The sequence below is a fragment of the Halodesulfovibrio sp. MK-HDV genome, assembly GCF_009914765.1.
Taxonomy (GTDB): domain Bacteria; phylum Desulfobacterota; class Desulfovibrionia; order Desulfovibrionales; family Desulfovibrionaceae; genus Halodesulfovibrio.
The window spans coordinates 60,164-77,728 of sequence record NZ_WYDS01000022.1 but is presented as its reverse complement, the minus strand read 5'-3'; the positions used below and the strand labels follow the sequence as shown (position 1 = coordinate 77,728).

28 protein-coding genes are annotated in these 17,565 nt (G+C 43.2%); 5 read left to right on the top strand and 23 right to left on the bottom strand.

Features of this window, described 5'->3' with window-relative positions; all coding sequences use genetic code 11:
- Nucleotides 1-271: 271 nt before the first annotated feature.
- The 9 genes from MKHDV_RS16075 to MKHDV_RS16035 all read right to left on the bottom strand — a co-directional run bounded on the left by MKHDV_RS16075 (nt 272) and on the right by MKHDV_RS16035 (nt 5,834).
- Entirely contained in the window at nt 272-481 is a 210-nt protein-coding gene (locus tag MKHDV_RS16075) for a hypothetical protein (protein ID WP_160717088.1), read from the bottom strand.
- Nucleotides 482-575: 94 nt separating this feature from the next.
- Complete coding sequence (locus MKHDV_RS16070) at nt 576-788, bottom strand: hypothetical protein (RefSeq protein ID WP_160717086.1); 213 nt, start codon at nt 786-788, stop codon at nt 576-578.
- A 3-nt stretch (nt 789-791) separates the two neighbouring features.
- Nucleotides 792-1,307 (bottom strand): hypothetical protein, encoded by a 516-nt coding sequence (locus MKHDV_RS16065; RefSeq protein ID WP_160717084.1) that lies wholly within the window; start codon nt 1,305-1,307, stop codon nt 792-794.
- Nucleotides 1,271-2,041 carry a relaxase/mobilization nuclease domain-containing protein gene (locus MKHDV_RS16060; RefSeq protein ID WP_160717082.1) on the bottom strand — a complete coding sequence of 257 codons (771 nt, stop codon included), beginning with the start codon at nt 2,039-2,041 and terminating at the stop codon, nt 1,271-1,273. Before MKHDV_RS16060 ends, MKHDV_RS16065 begins: the two co-directional genes overlap by 37 nt.
- On the bottom strand, nt 2,032-2,337 hold the full coding sequence (gene mobC / locus MKHDV_RS16055; protein WP_160717080.1) for a plasmid mobilization relaxosome protein MobC: 306 nt from the start codon (nt 2,335-2,337) through the stop codon (nt 2,032-2,034). The genes MKHDV_RS16060 and mobC overlap by 10 nt, the downstream gene beginning before the upstream one ends.
- Nucleotides 2,338-2,528: 191 nt before the next feature.
- Complete coding sequence (locus MKHDV_RS16050; protein ID WP_160717078.1) at nt 2,529-4,025, bottom strand: DUF3987 domain-containing protein; 1,497 nt, start codon at nt 4,023-4,025, stop codon at nt 2,529-2,531.
- A gap of 2 nt (nt 4,026-4,027) precedes the next feature.
- On the bottom strand, nt 4,028-4,567 hold the full coding sequence (locus MKHDV_RS16045; RefSeq protein ID WP_160717076.1) for a bifunctional DNA primase/polymerase: 540 nt from the start codon (nt 4,565-4,567) through the stop codon (nt 4,028-4,030).
- An 11-nt stretch (nt 4,568-4,578) separates the two neighbouring features.
- Nucleotides 4,579-4,788: an AlpA family transcriptional regulator gene (locus tag MKHDV_RS16040; RefSeq protein ID WP_160717074.1), complete on the bottom strand. Its 210-nt coding sequence runs from the start codon at nt 4,786-4,788 to the stop codon at nt 4,579-4,581.
- Nucleotides 4,789-5,018: 230 nt separating this feature from the next.
- The gene (locus MKHDV_RS16035) at nt 5,019-5,834 is read right to left on the bottom strand and encodes a hypothetical protein (RefSeq protein WP_160717072.1); all 816 of its coding nucleotides are present in this window, start codon (nt 5,832-5,834) and stop codon (nt 5,019-5,021) included.
- Between the two features lie 428 nt (nt 5,835-6,262).
- On the opposite strand from MKHDV_RS16035, the gene MKHDV_RS16030 reads away from it, so the two are divergent.
- Nucleotides 6,263-7,411: a site-specific integrase gene (locus tag MKHDV_RS16030; RefSeq protein ID WP_216846944.1), complete on the top strand. Its 1,149-nt coding sequence runs from the start codon at nt 6,263-6,265 to the stop codon at nt 7,409-7,411.
- On the opposite strand, the gene MKHDV_RS16025 is transcribed toward MKHDV_RS16030, so the two are convergent.
- The 6 genes from MKHDV_RS16025 to MKHDV_RS16000 form a co-directional block, all read right to left on the bottom strand.
- Complete coding sequence (locus MKHDV_RS16025; protein ID WP_160717068.1) at nt 7,382-7,681, bottom strand: hypothetical protein; 300 nt, start codon at nt 7,679-7,681, stop codon at nt 7,382-7,384. The two genes, MKHDV_RS16030 and MKHDV_RS16025, sit on opposite strands and share 30 nt — an antisense overlap.
- Nucleotides 7,682-7,748: 67 nt before the next feature.
- Complete coding sequence (locus MKHDV_RS16020) at nt 7,749-8,048, bottom strand: hypothetical protein (protein WP_160717066.1); 300 nt, start codon at nt 8,046-8,048, stop codon at nt 7,749-7,751.
- Between the two features lie 176 nt (nt 8,049-8,224).
- Nucleotides 8,225-8,515, bottom strand: coding sequence for a hypothetical protein (locus tag MKHDV_RS16015; RefSeq protein ID WP_160717064.1), 291 nt, complete (start codon nt 8,513-8,515; stop codon nt 8,225-8,227).
- Nucleotides 8,512-8,904 carry a primase-like DNA-binding domain-containing protein gene (locus MKHDV_RS16010; RefSeq protein WP_160717062.1) on the bottom strand — a complete coding sequence of 131 codons (393 nt, stop codon included), beginning with the start codon at nt 8,902-8,904 and terminating at the stop codon, nt 8,512-8,514. The genes MKHDV_RS16015 and MKHDV_RS16010 overlap by 4 nt, the downstream gene beginning before the upstream one ends.
- Entirely contained in the window at nt 8,904-9,371 is a 468-nt protein-coding gene (locus MKHDV_RS16005) for a phage regulatory CII family protein (RefSeq protein WP_160717060.1), read from the bottom strand. Before MKHDV_RS16005 ends, MKHDV_RS16010 begins: the two co-directional genes overlap by 1 nt.
- 92 nt (nt 9,372-9,463) lie before the next feature.
- Nucleotides 9,464-9,769 (bottom strand): hypothetical protein, encoded by a 306-nt coding sequence (locus MKHDV_RS16000; protein ID WP_160717058.1) that lies wholly within the window; start codon nt 9,767-9,769, stop codon nt 9,464-9,466.
- Nucleotides 9,770-9,890: 121 nt separating this feature from the next.
- Here MKHDV_RS16000 and MKHDV_RS15995 point away from each other — a divergent pair, with 121 nt between their 5' ends.
- From MKHDV_RS15995 to MKHDV_RS15980, 4 genes are all read left to right on the top strand, one after another.
- Nucleotides 9,891-10,352 (top strand): helix-turn-helix transcriptional regulator, encoded by a 462-nt coding sequence (locus MKHDV_RS15995; RefSeq protein ID WP_160717056.1) that lies wholly within the window; start codon nt 9,891-9,893, stop codon nt 10,350-10,352.
- 106 nt (nt 10,353-10,458) lie between these two features.
- A complete protein-coding gene (locus MKHDV_RS15990) occupies nt 10,459-11,037 on the top strand; it encodes a hypothetical protein (RefSeq protein ID WP_160717055.1) in 579 nt (192 codons plus the stop codon).
- Nucleotides 11,038-11,326: 289 nt separating this feature from the next.
- Entirely contained in the window at nt 11,327-11,905 is a 579-nt protein-coding gene (locus MKHDV_RS15985; protein ID WP_160717054.1) for a hypothetical protein, read from the top strand.
- The gene (locus tag MKHDV_RS15980; RefSeq protein WP_160717053.1) at nt 11,898-13,340 is read left to right on the top strand and encodes a retron St85 family RNA-directed DNA polymerase; all 1,443 of its coding nucleotides are present in this window, start codon (nt 11,898-11,900) and stop codon (nt 13,338-13,340) included. The genes MKHDV_RS15985 and MKHDV_RS15980 overlap by 8 nt, the downstream gene beginning before the upstream one ends.
- Before the next feature lie 93 nt (nt 13,341-13,433).
- Here MKHDV_RS15980 and MKHDV_RS15975 read toward each other — a convergent pair whose 3' ends face one another.
- From MKHDV_RS15975 to MKHDV_RS15940, 8 genes are all read right to left on the bottom strand, one after another.
- Complete coding sequence (locus tag MKHDV_RS15975) at nt 13,434-13,871, bottom strand: hypothetical protein (protein WP_160717052.1); 438 nt, start codon at nt 13,869-13,871, stop codon at nt 13,434-13,436.
- Nucleotides 13,872-13,976: 105 nt separating this feature from the next.
- Complete coding sequence (locus tag MKHDV_RS15970; protein ID WP_160717051.1) at nt 13,977-14,306, bottom strand: hypothetical protein; 330 nt, start codon at nt 14,304-14,306, stop codon at nt 13,977-13,979.
- Nucleotides 14,307-14,375: 69 nt separating this feature from the next.
- Complete coding sequence (locus MKHDV_RS15965) at nt 14,376-15,194, bottom strand: hypothetical protein (RefSeq protein WP_160717050.1); 819 nt, start codon at nt 15,192-15,194, stop codon at nt 14,376-14,378.
- A gap of 66 nt (nt 15,195-15,260) precedes the next feature.
- A complete protein-coding gene (locus MKHDV_RS15960; protein ID WP_160717049.1) occupies nt 15,261-15,608 on the bottom strand; it encodes a hypothetical protein in 348 nt (115 codons plus the stop codon).
- A gap of 63 nt (nt 15,609-15,671) precedes the next feature.
- Nucleotides 15,672-15,953: a hypothetical protein gene (locus MKHDV_RS15955; RefSeq protein WP_160717048.1), complete on the bottom strand. Its 282-nt coding sequence runs from the start codon at nt 15,951-15,953 to the stop codon at nt 15,672-15,674.
- 102 nt (nt 15,954-16,055) lie between these two features.
- Nucleotides 16,056-16,544 (bottom strand): hypothetical protein, encoded by a 489-nt coding sequence (locus MKHDV_RS15950; RefSeq protein ID WP_160717047.1) that lies wholly within the window; start codon nt 16,542-16,544, stop codon nt 16,056-16,058.
- Between the two features lie 50 nt (nt 16,545-16,594).
- Nucleotides 16,595-16,951, bottom strand: a complete 357-nt coding sequence (locus MKHDV_RS15945; RefSeq protein ID WP_160717045.1) for a hypothetical protein — start codon at nt 16,949-16,951, stop codon at nt 16,595-16,597.
- Nucleotides 16,952-16,954: 3 nt separating this feature from the next.
- Entirely contained in the window at nt 16,955-17,560 is a 606-nt protein-coding gene (locus tag MKHDV_RS15940) for a hypothetical protein (RefSeq protein ID WP_160717043.1), read from the bottom strand.
- Nucleotides 17,561-17,565 lie beyond the last annotated feature (5 nt).

The following is a 17,565-nucleotide window of genomic DNA, read 5'->3' as shown; positions in this document are numbered from 1 at the left end:
TTTGCTAGTTCTGAAGAAGGAAAGACGTGTGTGCAAGTAACTACATCAATCGGCCAAGGAAAAAAAGGCTATGGGCTTGGCCTTCAGGCGATATAGAGCAAGTCGTTGCTACCTCGGGTAAAAAAGAAAAGAATCTTGTTCAGTTTATAGAAAAAGCAGAACGATTGGGGCTTGACGGTCTGGTCAAGAAGCCAGTTGAACTTCAAGAAGCTTTCAAGTGGATCGCATCATAAATAACAAAGCACAGGCTGACTAGCCTGTGCTTTGTTATTTATGATTTGTGGCAAGGGTTACAGCAATGATAGCAACCATCAGCAGAGGTGTACCCCTTCTTCTTTGCTGCTTGAACTGCGCCGTGACAGTTTGCAAAGTCTCCAAGGTATTCACGATTCGCATCAGCAGGCATCCAGCTACATCCTTGCTTGTGAACTTCATGGTCGCCATTACTCTGAGCATTCTTGTTGACATAGTATCGAGCCATAATATTCTCCTTATAAAATGAATTATCATAGCACTACCATGAGCAATATTATTTAGCCGTTAGACTTACCTTTGAAGGTCAAAGCTCCGCGTTCTTATCTTTTGAACCTGCTTGAACGTCCCAACAAGCTCTCTGAAAGTACGGCAAGATTTTGCAAACCTTCGTCCAAGGCTGTCTGCGCTTGCTTGAAATCTTTGATCTCGGTTTCTAGCAGAGTTACTCGGCGGGAAAAGGCGTTGAGTTGCTTGTTCTGCCTTTCTTCCATTTTCTGTAGTGTTCGCAGAATTTCTTTTTGAATCTCTGGCATGATTTACTCCATTATCAGCAAAGCCATGCTGCCATCTTTCGTTGTGCGTTCTTGTAGTTTTGTTCCCTTGGGAAAGATCACATAGTGATTCCCTTCGTAGCTGAGGGTTGATATTCCCCATTTGTCGAGTTGCTGATTGTTCAGGGTGAGTTCGTTGTTCGTTTGTCGTAGGATGACCAGTTTTTTCTTTTCGAGATGGAACCATGTCGACGTGCCGGCGATTATTATCCCGCATATCAGAATGGTGAGGGTCATCGAAATTATGACCGGAAGTTTCAATTGTGTTTTCATCTGGTGAAAAATTGAGTCTTGAAGCTTTTTGTATTCTGCTGTTTCCGTCATTAAAGCGCGTTGCATGGAACTGAGCTCTTCTGTCATGGATTGCTGCAACTCTTCTTTCAAGTTTGAGAATACGTGCTGCATTATCTTTTTCGACTGTTGCGCTTCTGTGTCCATTTGACTTTTCAATCGATTGGCTAAATTCAATCCGCTGTTTTTCTGCGCTCCATGATTTTGCATAGAGAGCTCCTTTTAGGCGTATTCGTTTTTTTTTTTTTTTGTAGTGCCGTTTGTGAATCAGAAGGGATTTCTATGGTGAGATAGTCTTTGCCTCGCCGTGGAACGGTGAAGCCTACTTGTTTGAGGGCGGTTATAATGTCAGTTCTATTTTTTATGAGTCCAGCTTCTACGCCTTGCATAAGTGATTCAGTCAGCGAAGTCCGGATTTCAGCAGCGGTGCTATCACAATAACTTCCAATGGATGCTCCGGGGCTGACTAAGCGGGTGCGTTTTAACTCGTCTGGCCGTGCCCAATTATTTCTTCTGTTCCAGAGTTCGCACCAAGGGTTGTATTGTTTATCCCAGCCGGGTGGACATGGATTGAGTGCTTTGTCGGAGCGAAGTTCTGTACGTGGAATAACAAAATGCAATTCATGATGGGTAGTGTGGCTATGTCGAACCCAGAGAATGGAATATTGATCTGGCTCAATTCCCGCGAAAGCATGTTGCTCGAAACTGTCCATCAGTTCCTTTTCCTTTTCTGGTGTAACGTTATCTTCTGGAGCCCACGAGAGGACTCCAGAAGTGTAGCGCCATTTTCTGCTTGTTGTATCAATTAGTCTTTTGACTTGATCGGGATCACCGCGAAGAATTTTGGGAGGACTATGCTTTCTTTTCTCCACGTTGGAGTCAGTGACATACCCAATGACTTTTTCACCTCGACCAATGCCATGCTTGAAGACTTTCATAAGCATTTGAGCTGCTCCTTGATGTCTTGTAGGCGGAGTAACAGCTGCATAGATTCATATTCCTGCTTGTAGGTGTTTGCCCATCGAGCAAGCTGATTAAGGTTGTTTCCTATACGCGCTAGTTGCAGGACTTTAGCGCGTTCATTTTTTGTTTTTCTGACTCGTGGCGCGTTAAGGCGCATCCGAATAAAATCGCCAAGACTCATTTCTTCAGTATGTGCTTGTTCGATGAATTTTTCTTTTTCAGCTTGGGTAACTCGTACAGTCACCCAAGCTGTTCTTTTTTCTTGTGCTGTAGACATTTGTTGCTCTCAACTATGTAGGAGAATTCGAAACAATTTACCGGAGGGTTCGAAGGGAGCGCGCTCCCTCGCCAGTTCCCAATGTGCAACATTGGGTAAACTGGCTAGGACATAAAACGCATTACTACGCGGCGGCACCTACAGATGTTTTCTTTTATTCTCTCCCTTGCGAAGAATGCGAATTTACGAATTTACTGACGTAAGTCGTTCTGTAGTAAATTCGTTTCTTCGCAATCTTCGCATAGGTGAAATATTTTCCGTGGTCTGCCGCCACCCTCTGGTTTGATCTCTTCTATGCGTATTTTTCGAGAGGCAGAAAGCGTGTTCATCGCAATCGTCAACCGTTCTTTAGATAGGTGATTGCCGAAAGCTTTATATAGAGCTGTTGTATTCATTCTTCCGTCAGCATCCGAGAGTGCTTCAATGATCCGGCGTTCTACGGGGTCAGTTTCAAAGCCTCCGAATATGAATGCTGCCGAATCTTCATTAAACTTCCAAAGAGCAAAGGCTGCTGTAAGATGTTTTTCGTCAACAGCTTTAGCTTCATCTAACAGCGCGTAACAGAGAGCAATACGGCGAATGTATGCCTCTGCTCGATTTAGAATAGATCCAAGCAATGCAGGGCGGTCTGAGGCGATAGATGGGTACTGTGCTCTCCACAGCTCACGAGCATTGTCAGTGAAACGCATTCTGGCTTGTGTTTGGGATATTTTTAAAATGTTGATTAGGCGTTTTTGATATTCTGAAAGCTTTTCAGAGTTCATTTCTTCCGGAAATGGAACTAATTTGGGACGCCGGACGCAGAGCCATAAGAAACGGTTAGCAAAGCCGTTTAACGCTTCTGTGGCATCAAGTTTTTTATGCAGCTCATGAATAGTTACATGGGTTACTATTCCGATATGCGGATCGGTTGCAGTTAGCTTGCTTGTTTTTGTCAGCGGTTCGATTGTGTCTCCGTCGAAGAGAGCACGCACGATCGTTGAGAGGGTGTTTCCTTCACGCCGTGTGCAGGAAAGGGCGCTTGCAAATTCTTGATCCAGAACAAAGAGGCGTTTGTCGTCAACTCCGGGATCAGTCATCATTTCTTGTCCGGTCTGCTTTTGTTTGTTGAGGATGTATTCTTGCAGTGGATCTCGAACGGCAAAGACTAATCCTTCACCACTTGAAAGAGGGCCGGGAGAGAATCTGCAGCAAGTCCATTCTTTGCGAGGGAGTGAAAAGACTTCCTTTACGGGGCGTGCAGAAGTGCCTTTTCTCGCTTTGGAACTTTGCCCAACCAAAACAGCATTCAGGCGTGCGTGCTGTTTGTCTCCAGCAAGCATGAACGAGCTTCGCCCGATTTCGACTCCAAAACGGCAAAGAAAAGTAGCAAGAACTGCAACAGGGTCAGCTTCAGATTTTTCTGTAGCAAAGTGTGCAAACTCTCCAGCAAAGCCATGAAACATAGCTGGGGTGGCATTAGGCCACCCTTTAACTTCTATGTTGCGATATGGATTCTTTTGTTCTTCTTTTTGGGCTGAAATCATTCCCGAATCGAACTGTTTTATTAGCAAAGTTTGCTCTGTATTTTCTCCGCTATTTTGCCGTTGCATTTGATCGTGCAGAGATTGTCTTGCTGCCTCTTCTGAAAGTTCTCCATAACCAACCTGTTGTCCAAGCTCGAAAGCAGAAAACGTGTTGTTTTTCATTGCTAAGAGCCTTTATTGATTAGCAGAACAGAAAGCAGTTCGATGAGCCATCGCGGTGCATCAGAAATCGGTGTTGAAGTTCGCCACTTATTTGGTTCATCATTATGCTGGATCGAAGGTGGAAGAAGTACGAACTGTCCTTTACCGTAAACAGTTATTCCTTCACCGAGTTGGTTGATTGAGCTTTGAATAGGTTTGTCGCAGGGGCAGTAGAAGAATAGCTGTCTGGCTCCGCTACCAATTCGAACCTCTGCTGTTTCTGGAAGTAAAGCATACTGCTTTTCAAGCAGTGCGAGGGAAACAGCACCGTTAGGGTAGTTGGCTTCAACGACGAAGCAATTTAAGCCAGTCGCGAAACCAAGGTTTGCATCTGGAAAACCCTTGAACCACTTATAGCGTTCAATGATTCCACAGGTTGCTTTCTCGAAAAATTCTGTTTCCCAAGGTTCAGTACCTTTGCATGGAAAAATAGGCAGCTCCTGTTTCTGGTAAGGCATGGCAACGAATCTTACTTTGCGCCCTTCAGTATCTGGAATATTCATGCGTGCCTCCTTTAGTATGAATTTGCTTGCTGAGTTTCGAGTTCGAGAGGAACCACGCTGCATGATTCGATGTATTTCTCAAGATCGGGCTGTTTGTAGCCAACACGGCGACCTACTTTGAAATAGCGTGGACCTTTGCCGATGCATCGCCATACTTCGAGTGTGCCGGAAGAGAGGCCGAGAATTTGTGCTGCTTCTTTTGTGCTTAATAATTTTTCCATGAGACGTTTTTCCTTTTAAAGAGTGTTACTGAACTTCATGGAATAGAAACAGATTTAAGGGAGCATGGTTAGAATGGAATACTTAAAACAGATAGGAAAAAATAAAACACCCTGTGCGTTGTACAGGGTGTTTTAAGCAAAGGTAGGTGTAATAGGTTGTTGCGGTGGTTATGGAGCTGCTTAAATCACATCAGAGTTTGATTTTTAAGTAGCCAGCTAAGTCAATATCCCTACTTTTCACCGTGTTTATCGTTGTAGAATTCCATCGGAAGCTTTGGGCGAAGTTCTTTGATGATGAAGTTTTGCGAGAGGCCGCCTTTATGCGCTGGGGGTATATTTCTTTCTTTTTGAAGCTCTTGAAATTTGAGCTTATAGATAGGAAGCGTGACCTTTTCGATCGGGGATGGATCGTTAACGACCTTGAGCATGAAATGAGCAACATCGATAGTTCGTTGATCTGCTGCTTTGAGCTGAGTTTCTAGCTGGATGATGCGAGCTTGTTCTGTTTGTGGTGGTGCAATTTTTTGAAAGAAATTTGAACTAGTTTCGAAAGCAATGACTTCTTCCATATTGAGAGAGCTATCGGGTTGCGCAAAGGATTCTATAAGTTTTGAGCCTGTTGTGAAGCAGTTGTACGATTTAGTTATTTCATACCATTGTTTTTGGGGATCTTGAGAGTAACGTCGAAATTTTGCATAGAGTAAAAGCATCCTAAGTTCGTCATGCGTGAAATCTTTCCATCTGACTAATAGATCCTTTGTAGAAATGGGGTCTTCAAGTCGAGCTACTTTTTTCTTTCTTGAAGAAAAACAAAATTGCCAAAGAATCCAAATGAAAAAGGACAGCAAAAAGATGAGAAACGAGATGCCCAACATAACTAAGAGGGGAGGGAGCTGGTTATTCTTTGGAATGTTTCCTGTTAAGAACCCTAGAGCGAAAAGGATAGTAAGCAGGGCATACGAGAGGAATAACTTTTCATTATTGGTGGGAGTGAGCCGGATAGATGCATTAAATTGAGTGGGGGAGTATGTAGAATTGCTTTCCATGTGAACCTTCCATTTTCCAGTGATTATACTCGATGGAAGAAACTAGAACTTTTTTTCTACTTTTTTAAAGTTTATGGGGAAGAGTGTGGGGAGTGAGTGTGGGGAACGAAAAAAGGCACTCACGTATTTCTACGTAAGTGCCTGTTTTTACATGGTACCGAGAGGGAGACTTGAACTCCCACAGCTGTAAAGCCGGCGGATTTTGAATACAGTTTTGAGCACGGTTGTGGTGTCTTCATTTTTCCTACTCCAATAATAACGGATAGTTGACCTGTGTTTGTGTTCCGAGAAATCATCTTGACCGTATTCAAACCCGTACCTATACCGTACCAATGAGCAAGTATATCAAAGTTCCAAATGTTCGTGGCCTTCAGTACAGAGAGCATGCCACTCGAAAGCATAGCGGAAGACCTGATAGGTACTTCGTTGTGCGTTGGTATCGTGACGGCAAAGAGCGGTCCGAGGCTATCGGCTGGGCTTCTGAGGGATGGAATGTTGCCACGATCAGTGGCGTTCTTGGTGAGCTGCAGCAGAACTACAGACGTGGTGTTAAGCCCACGACTCTCACTGAAGCCAGGGAACTGGAAGACTTGCGCATACAGACCGAAGCCGTTGAGCACGCAAAGGCTCAGGCGGGTCGGCTGACCTTCAGACAATTCTTTAATGATCACTATGTGCCAAAGGCGCAGAAGCGTAAGCGTACTTGGCGTGATGATGTACTGCGCGCAGAGAAGCGCATTCATCCGAGTATCGGTGATCTGCCTCTCGATATGATTAAGCCAGACCGCATAGAACGCCTGCGTGATGAGCTGTATGAAGATGGCCTTAGTGATGGCACTGTAAAGCATGTGCTTGCTGTTATCCGCAGAGTGTTCAACGTGGCAGCAATGACGTCCATAGAGGGGATTCCGGTGTTCACTGGTGAATCGCCAATGGCGCGTGTTGAGATGCCTGTTGTTACGAACAGACGTGAACGCTTTTTGACGTATGATGAAGCTGATCTGGTGCTCGGCACTTGCCTTACCCGTTGCGAGAACACAAAGAATGCCATGCATGCTCAAGGCTGGCAGGACGTTCATGACAGTATTGTGCTTGCCTTGTACGCAGGGCTGCGCCTTGGGGAAGTCCAACGCCTCCAGTGGGCAGATATAAATTTCTTTGCCGGCATGATTACTATCAAGAATGAAAGAGATAGAAAGCCCGGCGGTTCCGTGCCGATGAATTCTATTGTCCGTGAAATGCTTACGCGCCGCAATAAGCAGCGCGATAAGCGGCAGAAGCTCGTTGTTCCGCCTATGTGGGGTGAGGTAAAAGATATTTCGCATACGTTCTCCGAACTGGTAAACGAATTGGGTTTGAACGATGACGCTACAAGTAATTTGCAGCGGATAGTGTTCCATAGCTTGCGCCATACGTTTGCGAGCTGGATGGCAATGAACGGGGTAGATTTAAATCGCATTCGTAAGTTGATGCGCCACAAGACGCTAACGATGACGCAACGCTATGCACACTTATTACCGGACGCTACGCAAGATGCTGTAGAAGCATTATGCCGCCTTAGATCGGGCGAGGAGTAGCTTGTTATCGATTCGTTTAATTCCGAAGTAACGGATAGCCCATTCTACAAGAATACGAGTTTCGTATAAAACATCTCGACCACCTTTGATCATAGAGCGCGGGCCGTTGCCGGCAGTCTCTGCATTTGCCAGTGTCTTGCTTCCAAACCAGCCACCAAGAAACACATCAACCCTTTTCCGTGCAATGTAGTTCGGCAAGCCATCAATCATGTGTTCTAAAAATGCTTTTTCTTCCTCAGTAAGATCTCTGTCCCAATCGATTCTTTTCATGATTCTCTCCACGAGTGTTTGAGGTTACGCCGTTTAAGGCGATAAAATTTGAAATGCGATGTGTAGCTTAGGCTGCTTCCCACCATGCAAATGGATCGCGATTCGGGTCTGCCGGCTGCTCCTCAACGTAGAACGGCAAACTGTGCGGATTGTGATTGCATAGGGTAGAGACGTCAGAGTCTGACTTGACGTTTGAGATAGGGAGGTGGGTGCAGTTCCCGCGCTTAACAAGCGGCATGCCCAGCGGGTGGTGGATTTCACCATTGACGAATTTTTTATAGCAGGTGCGGCAAAGGCAATAGCCGGCAGCAATACGGTGCTTGTTGCAGTTACAACATCTGATTTTTTCTTTTACGCTTTGTGCCATATAGATAACGTCCTTTGCTCTTTCCGGAGCGGCTAGAGTGTCCTGTATATGCGCTAGGCTGCCTTGAGTTATTGTGTCGTTACTAATGCTTTTTGCATGAAGGGGTACGACATAAGATAATGATGAAGCTTATTGTCAGCCCTGAAGCCAGTCCAAGTATTGCCCATTGAAATGGGTCAAGCTGCGGGATCATGGTGCCCACCACCACGAACTTGTTTTGCCAGCGCTCTGCACTCTGCAGGTGTTAAGCAGTCAGCTGCCAGCGCTTTGCGTCGTAACGGGATAACTGCGTGGCCGTTAAGCTTCAGCTTGTCGCGGTGGCGATTGTCAATCAGTGAGATCATGCGGTAGAGGTTGCTAATGTTCAGTTTATCTTCTGCAGTAATGCCTTCCTGTTTCGACAAAACTTCAACAGAATTTCGGACGCATTCCAGTTTACGGCGGATAATAACTGAAGGATTCATCATGAAGCTTGCTCCTGTTTTTGTAGTGCCACGCCAACGTACCAATACTTGTTCTGCTTAATTCGCTCAAAACGAATCACCATTTCTGTTCCAAAGGCGCGCTGGGAAGGTATGGACGTTACTTGCTCTTTTTTACACCAAGCGATGAAGGCCACGTACAGATCTTTAGCCTGAAGTTTGCGATCATCTGCGGTCAATTCAAGGCACTCGGCAATAAACTTTTCTACAAGCTCGCCAACAAAGGTGTGGCTTGTTGGTGCGCTGCCTTCGCTACTGATAATGCGTCCCCACATGGCGTCGTATGCTTCAATAACAGCGGCAACCCCTTCTTCACCGTGCATCTGCACAGCCTTTTTCATAATGCTCATTCTTTGATTCATGATGTTTTTCATTACACTTCTTCCTGTATTGCGCGCATGGCGGTGATTAGTTCACGATAACGGGACAAAACATCGTAGGCTTCGCGGATAATACGTCTGCTTTCCGGCTTATCAACGCTTCCATCACCTTTGAGTGCTTCGTTTATTACCTTATTCACGTCTCCAGCTTCCTTGCTGATCTCACTAAGCAGCTGCAGCAGCTCAAGCTGTGTAAGTTTTGGTGCGCAGTCATGCCGCCCTAAACGCAGCTCGTTGGTGTTTACCCTTAGCCAGTCTAAAAGGATGTCGTTACCAAGAACCATGCACAAATGCGGGACTGAAGGCATGGTGGGGAAATAGTTGTCCTCAGCATTGAAAATGCGGCTTGTTTTGCTGGTGCTCCAGCCCATGGTATTGCCCACGTCTTCACGGCAGAGTTTGCTTTCGCCAAGGGCAAGGTCTAGAGCGCTGGCGAAGGTAAGATGCTGTAGATTATTCATGTGTACTTTCTCCAGAAAATGACACGTTGGCACTTAGCGTAACTATTTGGCACCATTGCTTACATCGTTACGCAGGACAGGGGGCTTGATGGTTATGCGGCCTGTCCCAAAGTATTTGGGTCTGTTTCGTCGAGTGGGGGTGTTTTAGGCTTTCTGCCTGGAGCAACATCACGGGCAGGGGGGAGCAGCACTTCAGGAATGCCGGCTGTGAGGAGTTGATTGTGCCGCCATGTGGGGATGAATTCATTGAGGAGCATACGGCGCGCGGATGCAGGAGCAACGCCAATAGATTTGGCAATATTTGAGAACGTAATTTTTTTACGCCGCATATACACTTCAAGCTTTTCAGCGCGAGTTAAATCCGATATTAATTCAGGAATTAAGGTTAAATGTGACATGATTCCACCTCATTTCGGTTTAGGTGTTTTTATTTATTGGTGTTTGGAATGTCGTTAAAAATAGAAATATGTGTAATTTTACGTGAAAGCAAGCGAAATTTCACGAATAAAGTTGTTTAATATGACAGATGGAAAGCATCTACTTGAATTAGTTAAAGAACGTATTATGAAGAAAACTCGCGCAAAACGCGTGAGTCGTGGGAAAGTTGCGGAATTTCTTGGAGTTACTGAAGGCAAGCTTCGTGCGTGGGAAGCTGGTCAGCGTCCCAGCGCGGATGATCTACAGAATTTGGTAGTTCTGCTAAATTTCGCACCGAGTTGGCTTCTTACTGGTGAAGGCGCAATGTTTCTTGGGGAAGAAACAGATGCACAAAAAGAAGATGCGCCTATTACTGATCCAATTGCTCAACGCATGAAAGTTGCGACTGAGATACTTAAGGAATCAGGTGCTTCGTCAGAAGTTATCCAGCAGGCGGTGATGAAAATTTTGGATTCACAGAATGAGCCACACACTCAGGCAGAAGAGGCTCTTAGTACTCCGGCTTTCGCGAACGATCGCGATCGGAGTATAAAACAACCGTAGAATTTAATAGATGTCCATGCCCACGCGCCCGCTGCAAATTAGGAAGGATGAGGTGCTGTAGGTGGAGACAGTAGACTTGCCTATTCAATAGGGAAGGGAGGATGACATGAGCGGTATCCAGACTATTGAAAGTGTCTTGGAAGAATTCAAGGGGGCACATTACCTTGCATCAAGCGTATATGTTGACCCTATAGTTTCTGTGCCCCATGTGCTTCAGCATATGTTCCCTCTTTCAGGAAAGAATTTATTGAAAGAGGCATCAACTAGACTGGCATCCGAAGGGATGTGGGCATCAAGTTTAGTGCAAGATTTTATTCTTGAAGAAAAACCTCGCTATCGGAAAAGATACATCCGTAGCAGCTACCAGCCTGCCCAAATATTACACGCTGCTGTGGTTGAGGGAAGTTCGAAGATTGATCTGACGGTTCCTGTTGTGAGACTTTTTGGCCCTTCAACACAGAATGGCTATACGCATTGGGGACAACTCTTTTTTCGATGCCCTGTTTGTGGAGATGTTCATCACTATTCAGCTCGCGAAGGCTTTGGTGATGGGGATAGAATGAAACAGGCTAGATGTAATGAAAGTGGTTTATACCTTTATCATAGTTTGTATGAAGTACGTGATGAATCGTTGGTGGGGCATTTACCAGAACGTCTGCGCAAAGAGATAGCGATCCCAGAGTAACAAACTTGATTAAATGGCTGGCGCTAGTCTAGCAAGGTACATTAAATTTTTTGATTTTGAGAATGAGTCACACACTTAGGTAGGAGAAATGTTTTGCGCTTATTGTTGCGTATTATCGTAAACAAGGCGCAAAAATGAACTTTGGCTTTAATATATGTTTCTGCCCACGCGTCGCTGCAATTAGGAAGGGCTAGGTGATGCAGGTTGAGTCAGTATAGGATGTCTCGTATGGCTGTATTTAAGTTCAGGAAAGACGTTTAGTTAACTGAAATAACAAATCGAATATCAAATGAGTCAAGAATCAATCGTCGATTTACTTATAGATGAAGTAACTTCAATAGCGATCGCACAACCATCTTTCACTGTTTTTTTATGTGGCCCTTCAATGCGGGCGCTTGATGAACGACCTGAAGAAGCTCCGAAAGGAGCAGAGTTGCGGCAGCTCTTGAAGGAAGAGTTAGGGAATTTGGGATTTGAAGTCATTCTTGGAGAAGATGACGGTATTGAGGAAATACAAAATGATCATGGCTTTGATGCTCAAACAAATGAGTTAAATGTATTAAAAAGATCCAAGGCTTTGGTTTTAATAGCTGCTTCTCCTAGCTCTTTTGCTGAGCTTGGTGTGTTTTCACATGATCGAGCACATAATAAGAAGTCCTCTTATGATGTTGTTTTAATCCTTAGCGAAGACTTTGAAGATTCAAATTCGTATATTGAGTTAGGCCCAGTTTCCGTTGTAGAAACTTTGGGAAAAGTTTTTTTTACATCATATTCAACTGATGATTGCCAAGATATTTGCAAAAAAATTATTCGAAGATTAACGCACAGAAGATCACTCCTTATGAATGAAGAGATTAAAAGTGAGTAACAAAGTTCATCCGTATTATTATTTATGGGCTCTTGGTATTATTCAGCCTGCCACTCCAACACAAGTTCAACATGTATTGGAGAAAACGTTTGTTGAATCTGGGGTCAAATTTAATCTTAATGAAATTGTTCAATGCTTCGAAAATTGTTTGAAGGGGAAAATTGTTCTGAAGGCATCTGAGTGGAACGACTCCTTATTTTCCTTGGGGCCTAATGCCTATATGCTGCTTCCTAACAGGTTAAGATTTAACAAAGATCGTACTAGACTTTTCTTATTGAAAAAAGCTAGGATTGCTTCAAGACGTGCTTCTGGGCATTTAGATCTGGATGCGGATGGTGCTTCGCCATCCGATAAAAGAAGTTTCAAGATACAAGTGCCCAGACCAATAAAACCGCTTGGTCTCGCGCCCGCACAATTTTATTGGTCTGGGGCATACAGGCAGCTTACATCTACAGCTGGTCCAAATTCCACTCTACCAGAGGTGCGTCTTCCTTTTCTTTCATTCGAAAGCATTAATCTCATCAAATCGATAAACGAAAGTACGAAAACTACCCCCTTTTCAATAACGGGGCTTGCGTTATGTATTGGTATTAGCCCAAGCTTACTTGTTAGTACTATTCGTAATATTGAAAAACAGTATCAGACCTTTGAAATTGAAAAGCACTCTGGTGGAACACGCACAATTACCGCTCCAAGGGTGTTCTTAAAGACTATTCAACACTGGCTTGCAGATTACTTGTTTTCAACTCTTCCTGTTCATGATGTTTGCCATGCTTATCGCTCTAAGCGCTCAATTATTAGCAATGCAGAGAAACATACCAATCAAAAATTTGTTGCTAAAATTGATATTTCCAATTTCTTTGGAACAATAACCTCAGAGATGCTTATCAAAAAACTTAGTCCGTTCTGTTCAGTCGAAGAGGCTACTGTTTTTTCAAGAATAGTCACGCTTAATGGCTCGATACCGCAGGGGGCTCCAACAAGTCCTTGTCTTTCGAATTTTATCTTGTTTGATGCAGACGGCATAATAGCAAAGGAATGTCAGAAGGTTGGAGTCAACTACACTAGATACTCTGATGATTTGACATTTAGTGGAGAGAATAGGGGGCAGCTTCTCGAGATCATTTCTTTTACAGAAAATGTTTTAAAAGAGTATGGTTTTGAGTTGAATCCAAGCAAAACACACATAATGACTTCAGGTATGTTGCAGAACGTTACAGGTGTTACCGTTAACGAAAAGGTTCAACCGCCCAGAAAAGTCAGAAAGAAGATACGTGCGATGTTCCATCAAGCAGAGCAGTCTCCAGAAAATTTTAAAGATCAACTGGAGAATCTTGCCGGTTATGTAAGCTACCTTAATGCCTATCCAGAACTCAAAGACAGTCAAACACTTAGGCACTATAAAGAGGTGCTCGTGAAGTTAAGTACACTGTAATCAATTGATAAAATTAAAACCTCTTGGAGTTACTCTAAGAGGTTTTTTGTAATCTTAAATTAATAGTGGGTTTATTCCAGAGAGTATTTTTGCTTAGATTACAGGTGGATACTGACTTTTAAGATCTTTAATATACGTATTGTATTGGTGAGCTAGGAGCTTTGATTTTTGTTCCTGCTCATCTGCAAAAGTGTATTCAGTTTTAACATTGTCCTTTCGCAATTCATACTCTCGATGAGCACTAGCAAAGACATCTTTTCGGCAGTCAATGTATAGTTTGCTTTGTTCATTGTGTTTTTCGACTATCCGTTTAAGTTCTGAATTGAGTGAGTCATGATTATTTGCCAGTAAGGCATATTCATCTTTTTTTTCTTCGATAGAGTTTCTGAGACCTGCTATTTCAAGTTCTAGATTCTCTCGATCTTGCTCCCATTTTTTTTTGAGAACTGGCTGACGCGGTAGCAATTGTCTTAAGTTGATCTTGGTGACTCTGTCGCAGTTGATTGAGTTGGTCTGATAGGTCAGAGGCAATCAATTCGGATGTTTTTATTTTTTCAAGCCATTCTTCACGTTCTGTATTACCAGCTTCAGCATCAAGCATTCGTTTTTTTTTCTAATGCAGCACCAGTCATTTCTTTATATCGAGTCGTTTTTTTCTTCGCAGTCTGCCTTAATCATTATAGTACGAAATTTTGTTAGGAAAAGCCGATATCCGGCACCGAGACCGGGGCTAAATAATAAATATACAATGCTGCCTAGAATAGGTGTCCAGTATAAAGTCCAAGGATTTGAATATGTTGACTTGATGATCTCAAGCTTTTCTTCAATAAGTTTGGGGCTTAATGCGAAAAAGGCTATCGCTTGCCAGTTTACAGCAAACCAAACAAGAACAAACGTTCCAATTACTGGGTTTTTAATTCTTTCTTCAGCAGCAGATGTAACAGCACGAAGTAGATTTTTAGGCATCAAAACACCTCCACTTTGTTAATGAGTATTTGTGAGAGTCAACGTGATCAAAGTAGTTAGTGGTTTGATTCAAGAGGTAAAGAGGACGGCGTCTCTGATAGCTTTTAGTCCATTTTTTGCCAGTATATTTAGGATCTTGCTACTAGGGATTTGATCTGCTTTTGTCAGTTTATTCAAATCAGATACAAGTATGCTAGTTTCTGATTTTTGTTTTTTAAATTCCTTCAGCAATTTTTCGTATTCGAGCAATAAAAAGTCCATTGAAGCATCAGTTTCTTGACATCTTGCTTTGATTTTTGAATCCAATTCAGTGAAATCCTTTTCGGCTCCATTAAGCAACTCCAACATCTTCTTTTCATTTTCTTTCAAATTATTTTGGCAAGTGTAATAATCTGCCGTTTTATGTTTTACTTCTTCTATCAGTTGATGATTATGTTTGGTGGCAGCTTCAAGCGCTTCTTTTACTGTTTCAAGCTCAGAAAGTAGGTCTTGGCGTTCTTTGTTGCCAGACTTTGTATTTAAAAGACGATGTTCCATTTCTGCAGCTTCAAGTTTGTATGTATAGCGTTCTGTTTCTACGGCTCCCTGACTTGCCAAGGCTCTTATTTTTGCACCTTTTATTTGTTCATCACGAAATGCAATTAAAGTGGGCATCATGAATAAGTAAATTGCTGAAATGAAAATAGGCAATATCCATAAATGCAATGGGTCTGAGTATTTCTCATCAATAATATTCAGTTTCGTCAGGGTCGACTGAGCGCTAAAGAATAGAAAGGCGAGGAGCTTCCAGTTCACGATGCTCCAAGTTAGTACAAAAGTACTCCATATTGGATTTTCCAAGCGTTGCTTGAATACACTTCCAACTGCCGCCCCTAAATCTTTAAGCATGGTAAAACTCCTCAGCTAATTTCTGAAGAGCTCTGATACGCTCAAATTCTTCATTATACAAGAAGGTTATGGATTTTGTGGATTGTTTGCTTGTATAGCTTTTTTCCCTCGTTCAGTAAGTGCATAACGTCTTTTCCCCTGGTCATCGTAGACTATGCGAATAAGCCCCTTCGCGAGGAGCGACTCCACCGATCTGGGCGGCATTCCCTTATCTACATCTAGTTGCATCATAATCAGGTTGTAGCTTTGTTCAACGCGCTTGTAGATGCCTTGAACCTTCTTCGTTTCCCAGTAACGTCCTTTTTCAAAGCATACTTCGATCTTTCGTTTGCCGTCTTGTGGCAAGCCAAGGCGAACTGTTACCCCTTTACCTTTCAGGTATTTTATGGGGTCGTATAAAAATGGGCGTTTCATAGGTGGCAGTGTAGCGCAGAAAGAGAAAAAGCGTTGCAAAGAGTGGAGTGCAACGCATGACAGTTACATAAAGTCCTCATCGGGTACTGGGCGTGGCGGCTTATAAATTTGATTGCTTTTTTTTAAGATGTCGCTGAGGTTACTGGCAATTTGTTCAAAAGCTTCGTTAATCGAAGATGGAATTGCGATACTTTTTGACTTAAAAATCCGTTGCAAAGCGCCAGTTTGAGAAACAAAATTGTTATGAATAGTTGAAAGTTCTGATTGGTATTTATTATAATTTTTGATCAGTGTTTCTAAGTGAGTGGAGTAACTTTCAATTCGTTGGGTTTGTTCTTTACTCATGTTGAGTTGCCTTTGTAGGTTTTCAACAGCTAGTTCCCCTTTCTGAATTTTAGAAGAGTATTTTTTTTGTTTCAGATTCTTTTTTGAGCAATTATCTCTTTTTCAGAATTTATTTGGACAGCAAGTGTTGTGTTTTTTTATGTTTAGCTCCGCTATTTCTTTTTTTAATTCGTCTCGCTCGTTACTTAATTCTTGAATATCTGCTGCACCTGATTCAATTAGTTGTAGCTCTCTAACTGCTCTTGACCTTTCTTTAAGTGCCAGAAACAACATGGTTTCTGATTTAGCTTTTTCTTCTTTTCGTGTCCTAATCGGACGCTCTGCATATTTTTCATACGCAACCAACAGCCAAGGCATTACTACAAGATAGAGCCCAGCATAAAAAAGTGGATATAACCATGTGTTTGGGGTTGTTATGTAATTAAACTCCGCGCCCAAGATTCGTTGTTCTATTGGAAATTTACTCCAAATAAGTACTCCAAAAAATTTCCAATTATAACCAATAAATGCGAATAGATATGTTGTGACAAGTGGATTCCCAATTCTGGCTGTGACAGCTTCAACTACATTTTTTAATGCTTCTTTTGGCATAAACAAAGCTCCTCAAGGTTCATTCAAGGAGCTTTGTATTATTAAATATCTTATAATACAAGAGTGTTAGGTTGATTGGTCTCATCAACCACAAAATACTCCTCCCCGCCATAGTACACAGCAAGGAAAAAGTGCACTGCCATCAGTGCTCGAGCAGGTAGAAGCCATTTACTTTTTTGGGTACATAGAAAGATCATATTGGCCAAAAAGTAGAGATCCGCTTTCTGCTTATCTTCTCCCTCCTGGTACATCCAGTCGTGGATATTACAAGCCTCGGCAATGCTTGCGCCTAGAAGATGTTCCGGAACAAGTTTGCCAATTAATCCGTCTGGGCCGCAGCCGTTGCAGATTCGATTTTTAAGTTCGTTTGAAGCTTCTAAGTAGGTAGTAGGTGCGAGTAGTTTCATTGTTTACTCCGGTGTAGTAAATGTGACGGTAATTGCCTCAACCTGTTCAACTGTGGTGCAAGCTTCCATCGCATCTTGAAACGCTAAGCGCTGCCCTGTGGCGTGGCCTGCGAGTACTGACCATGCCTGTGTATTCACTTGTATACGCTGCGCCAGCTCAAGCACATCCATGCTTCTGGCATTAGCGATCGCGCGAACTAGCGGCGCTGCAGCTTGTGGATCAGCGAGAAGAGCTTGTGCCTCTAGCCGCTGGGTATCCCATGTTTGCCGCTCCATATCTGAATATTCCACACCACGTTCCAGTAGAAAGGCGTTGTGAGCTTCGCGTATTTCTGCCTGCTTGGTGGCCTTTGCTTCTGCCAAAGTTAATGGAGGAGTGATCTTTTGCTTATCTTTTGCTGCCTGCCATGCTTCCACATAGGGTTGAACTTCCAGCTGTGACACAGGCGTTGTCATAATCCCGCCATCTGCCATGATGAACTCAATATGCCCGTTGGTTCCATCCCATTGGATGGCATGAACACCTTCGTCATAATCAAATTCAACGGGTTCAATCATATCTCCATCAACACTTATGCATTTATCCGGCACTATTACTGTTACTTGCACGTTCA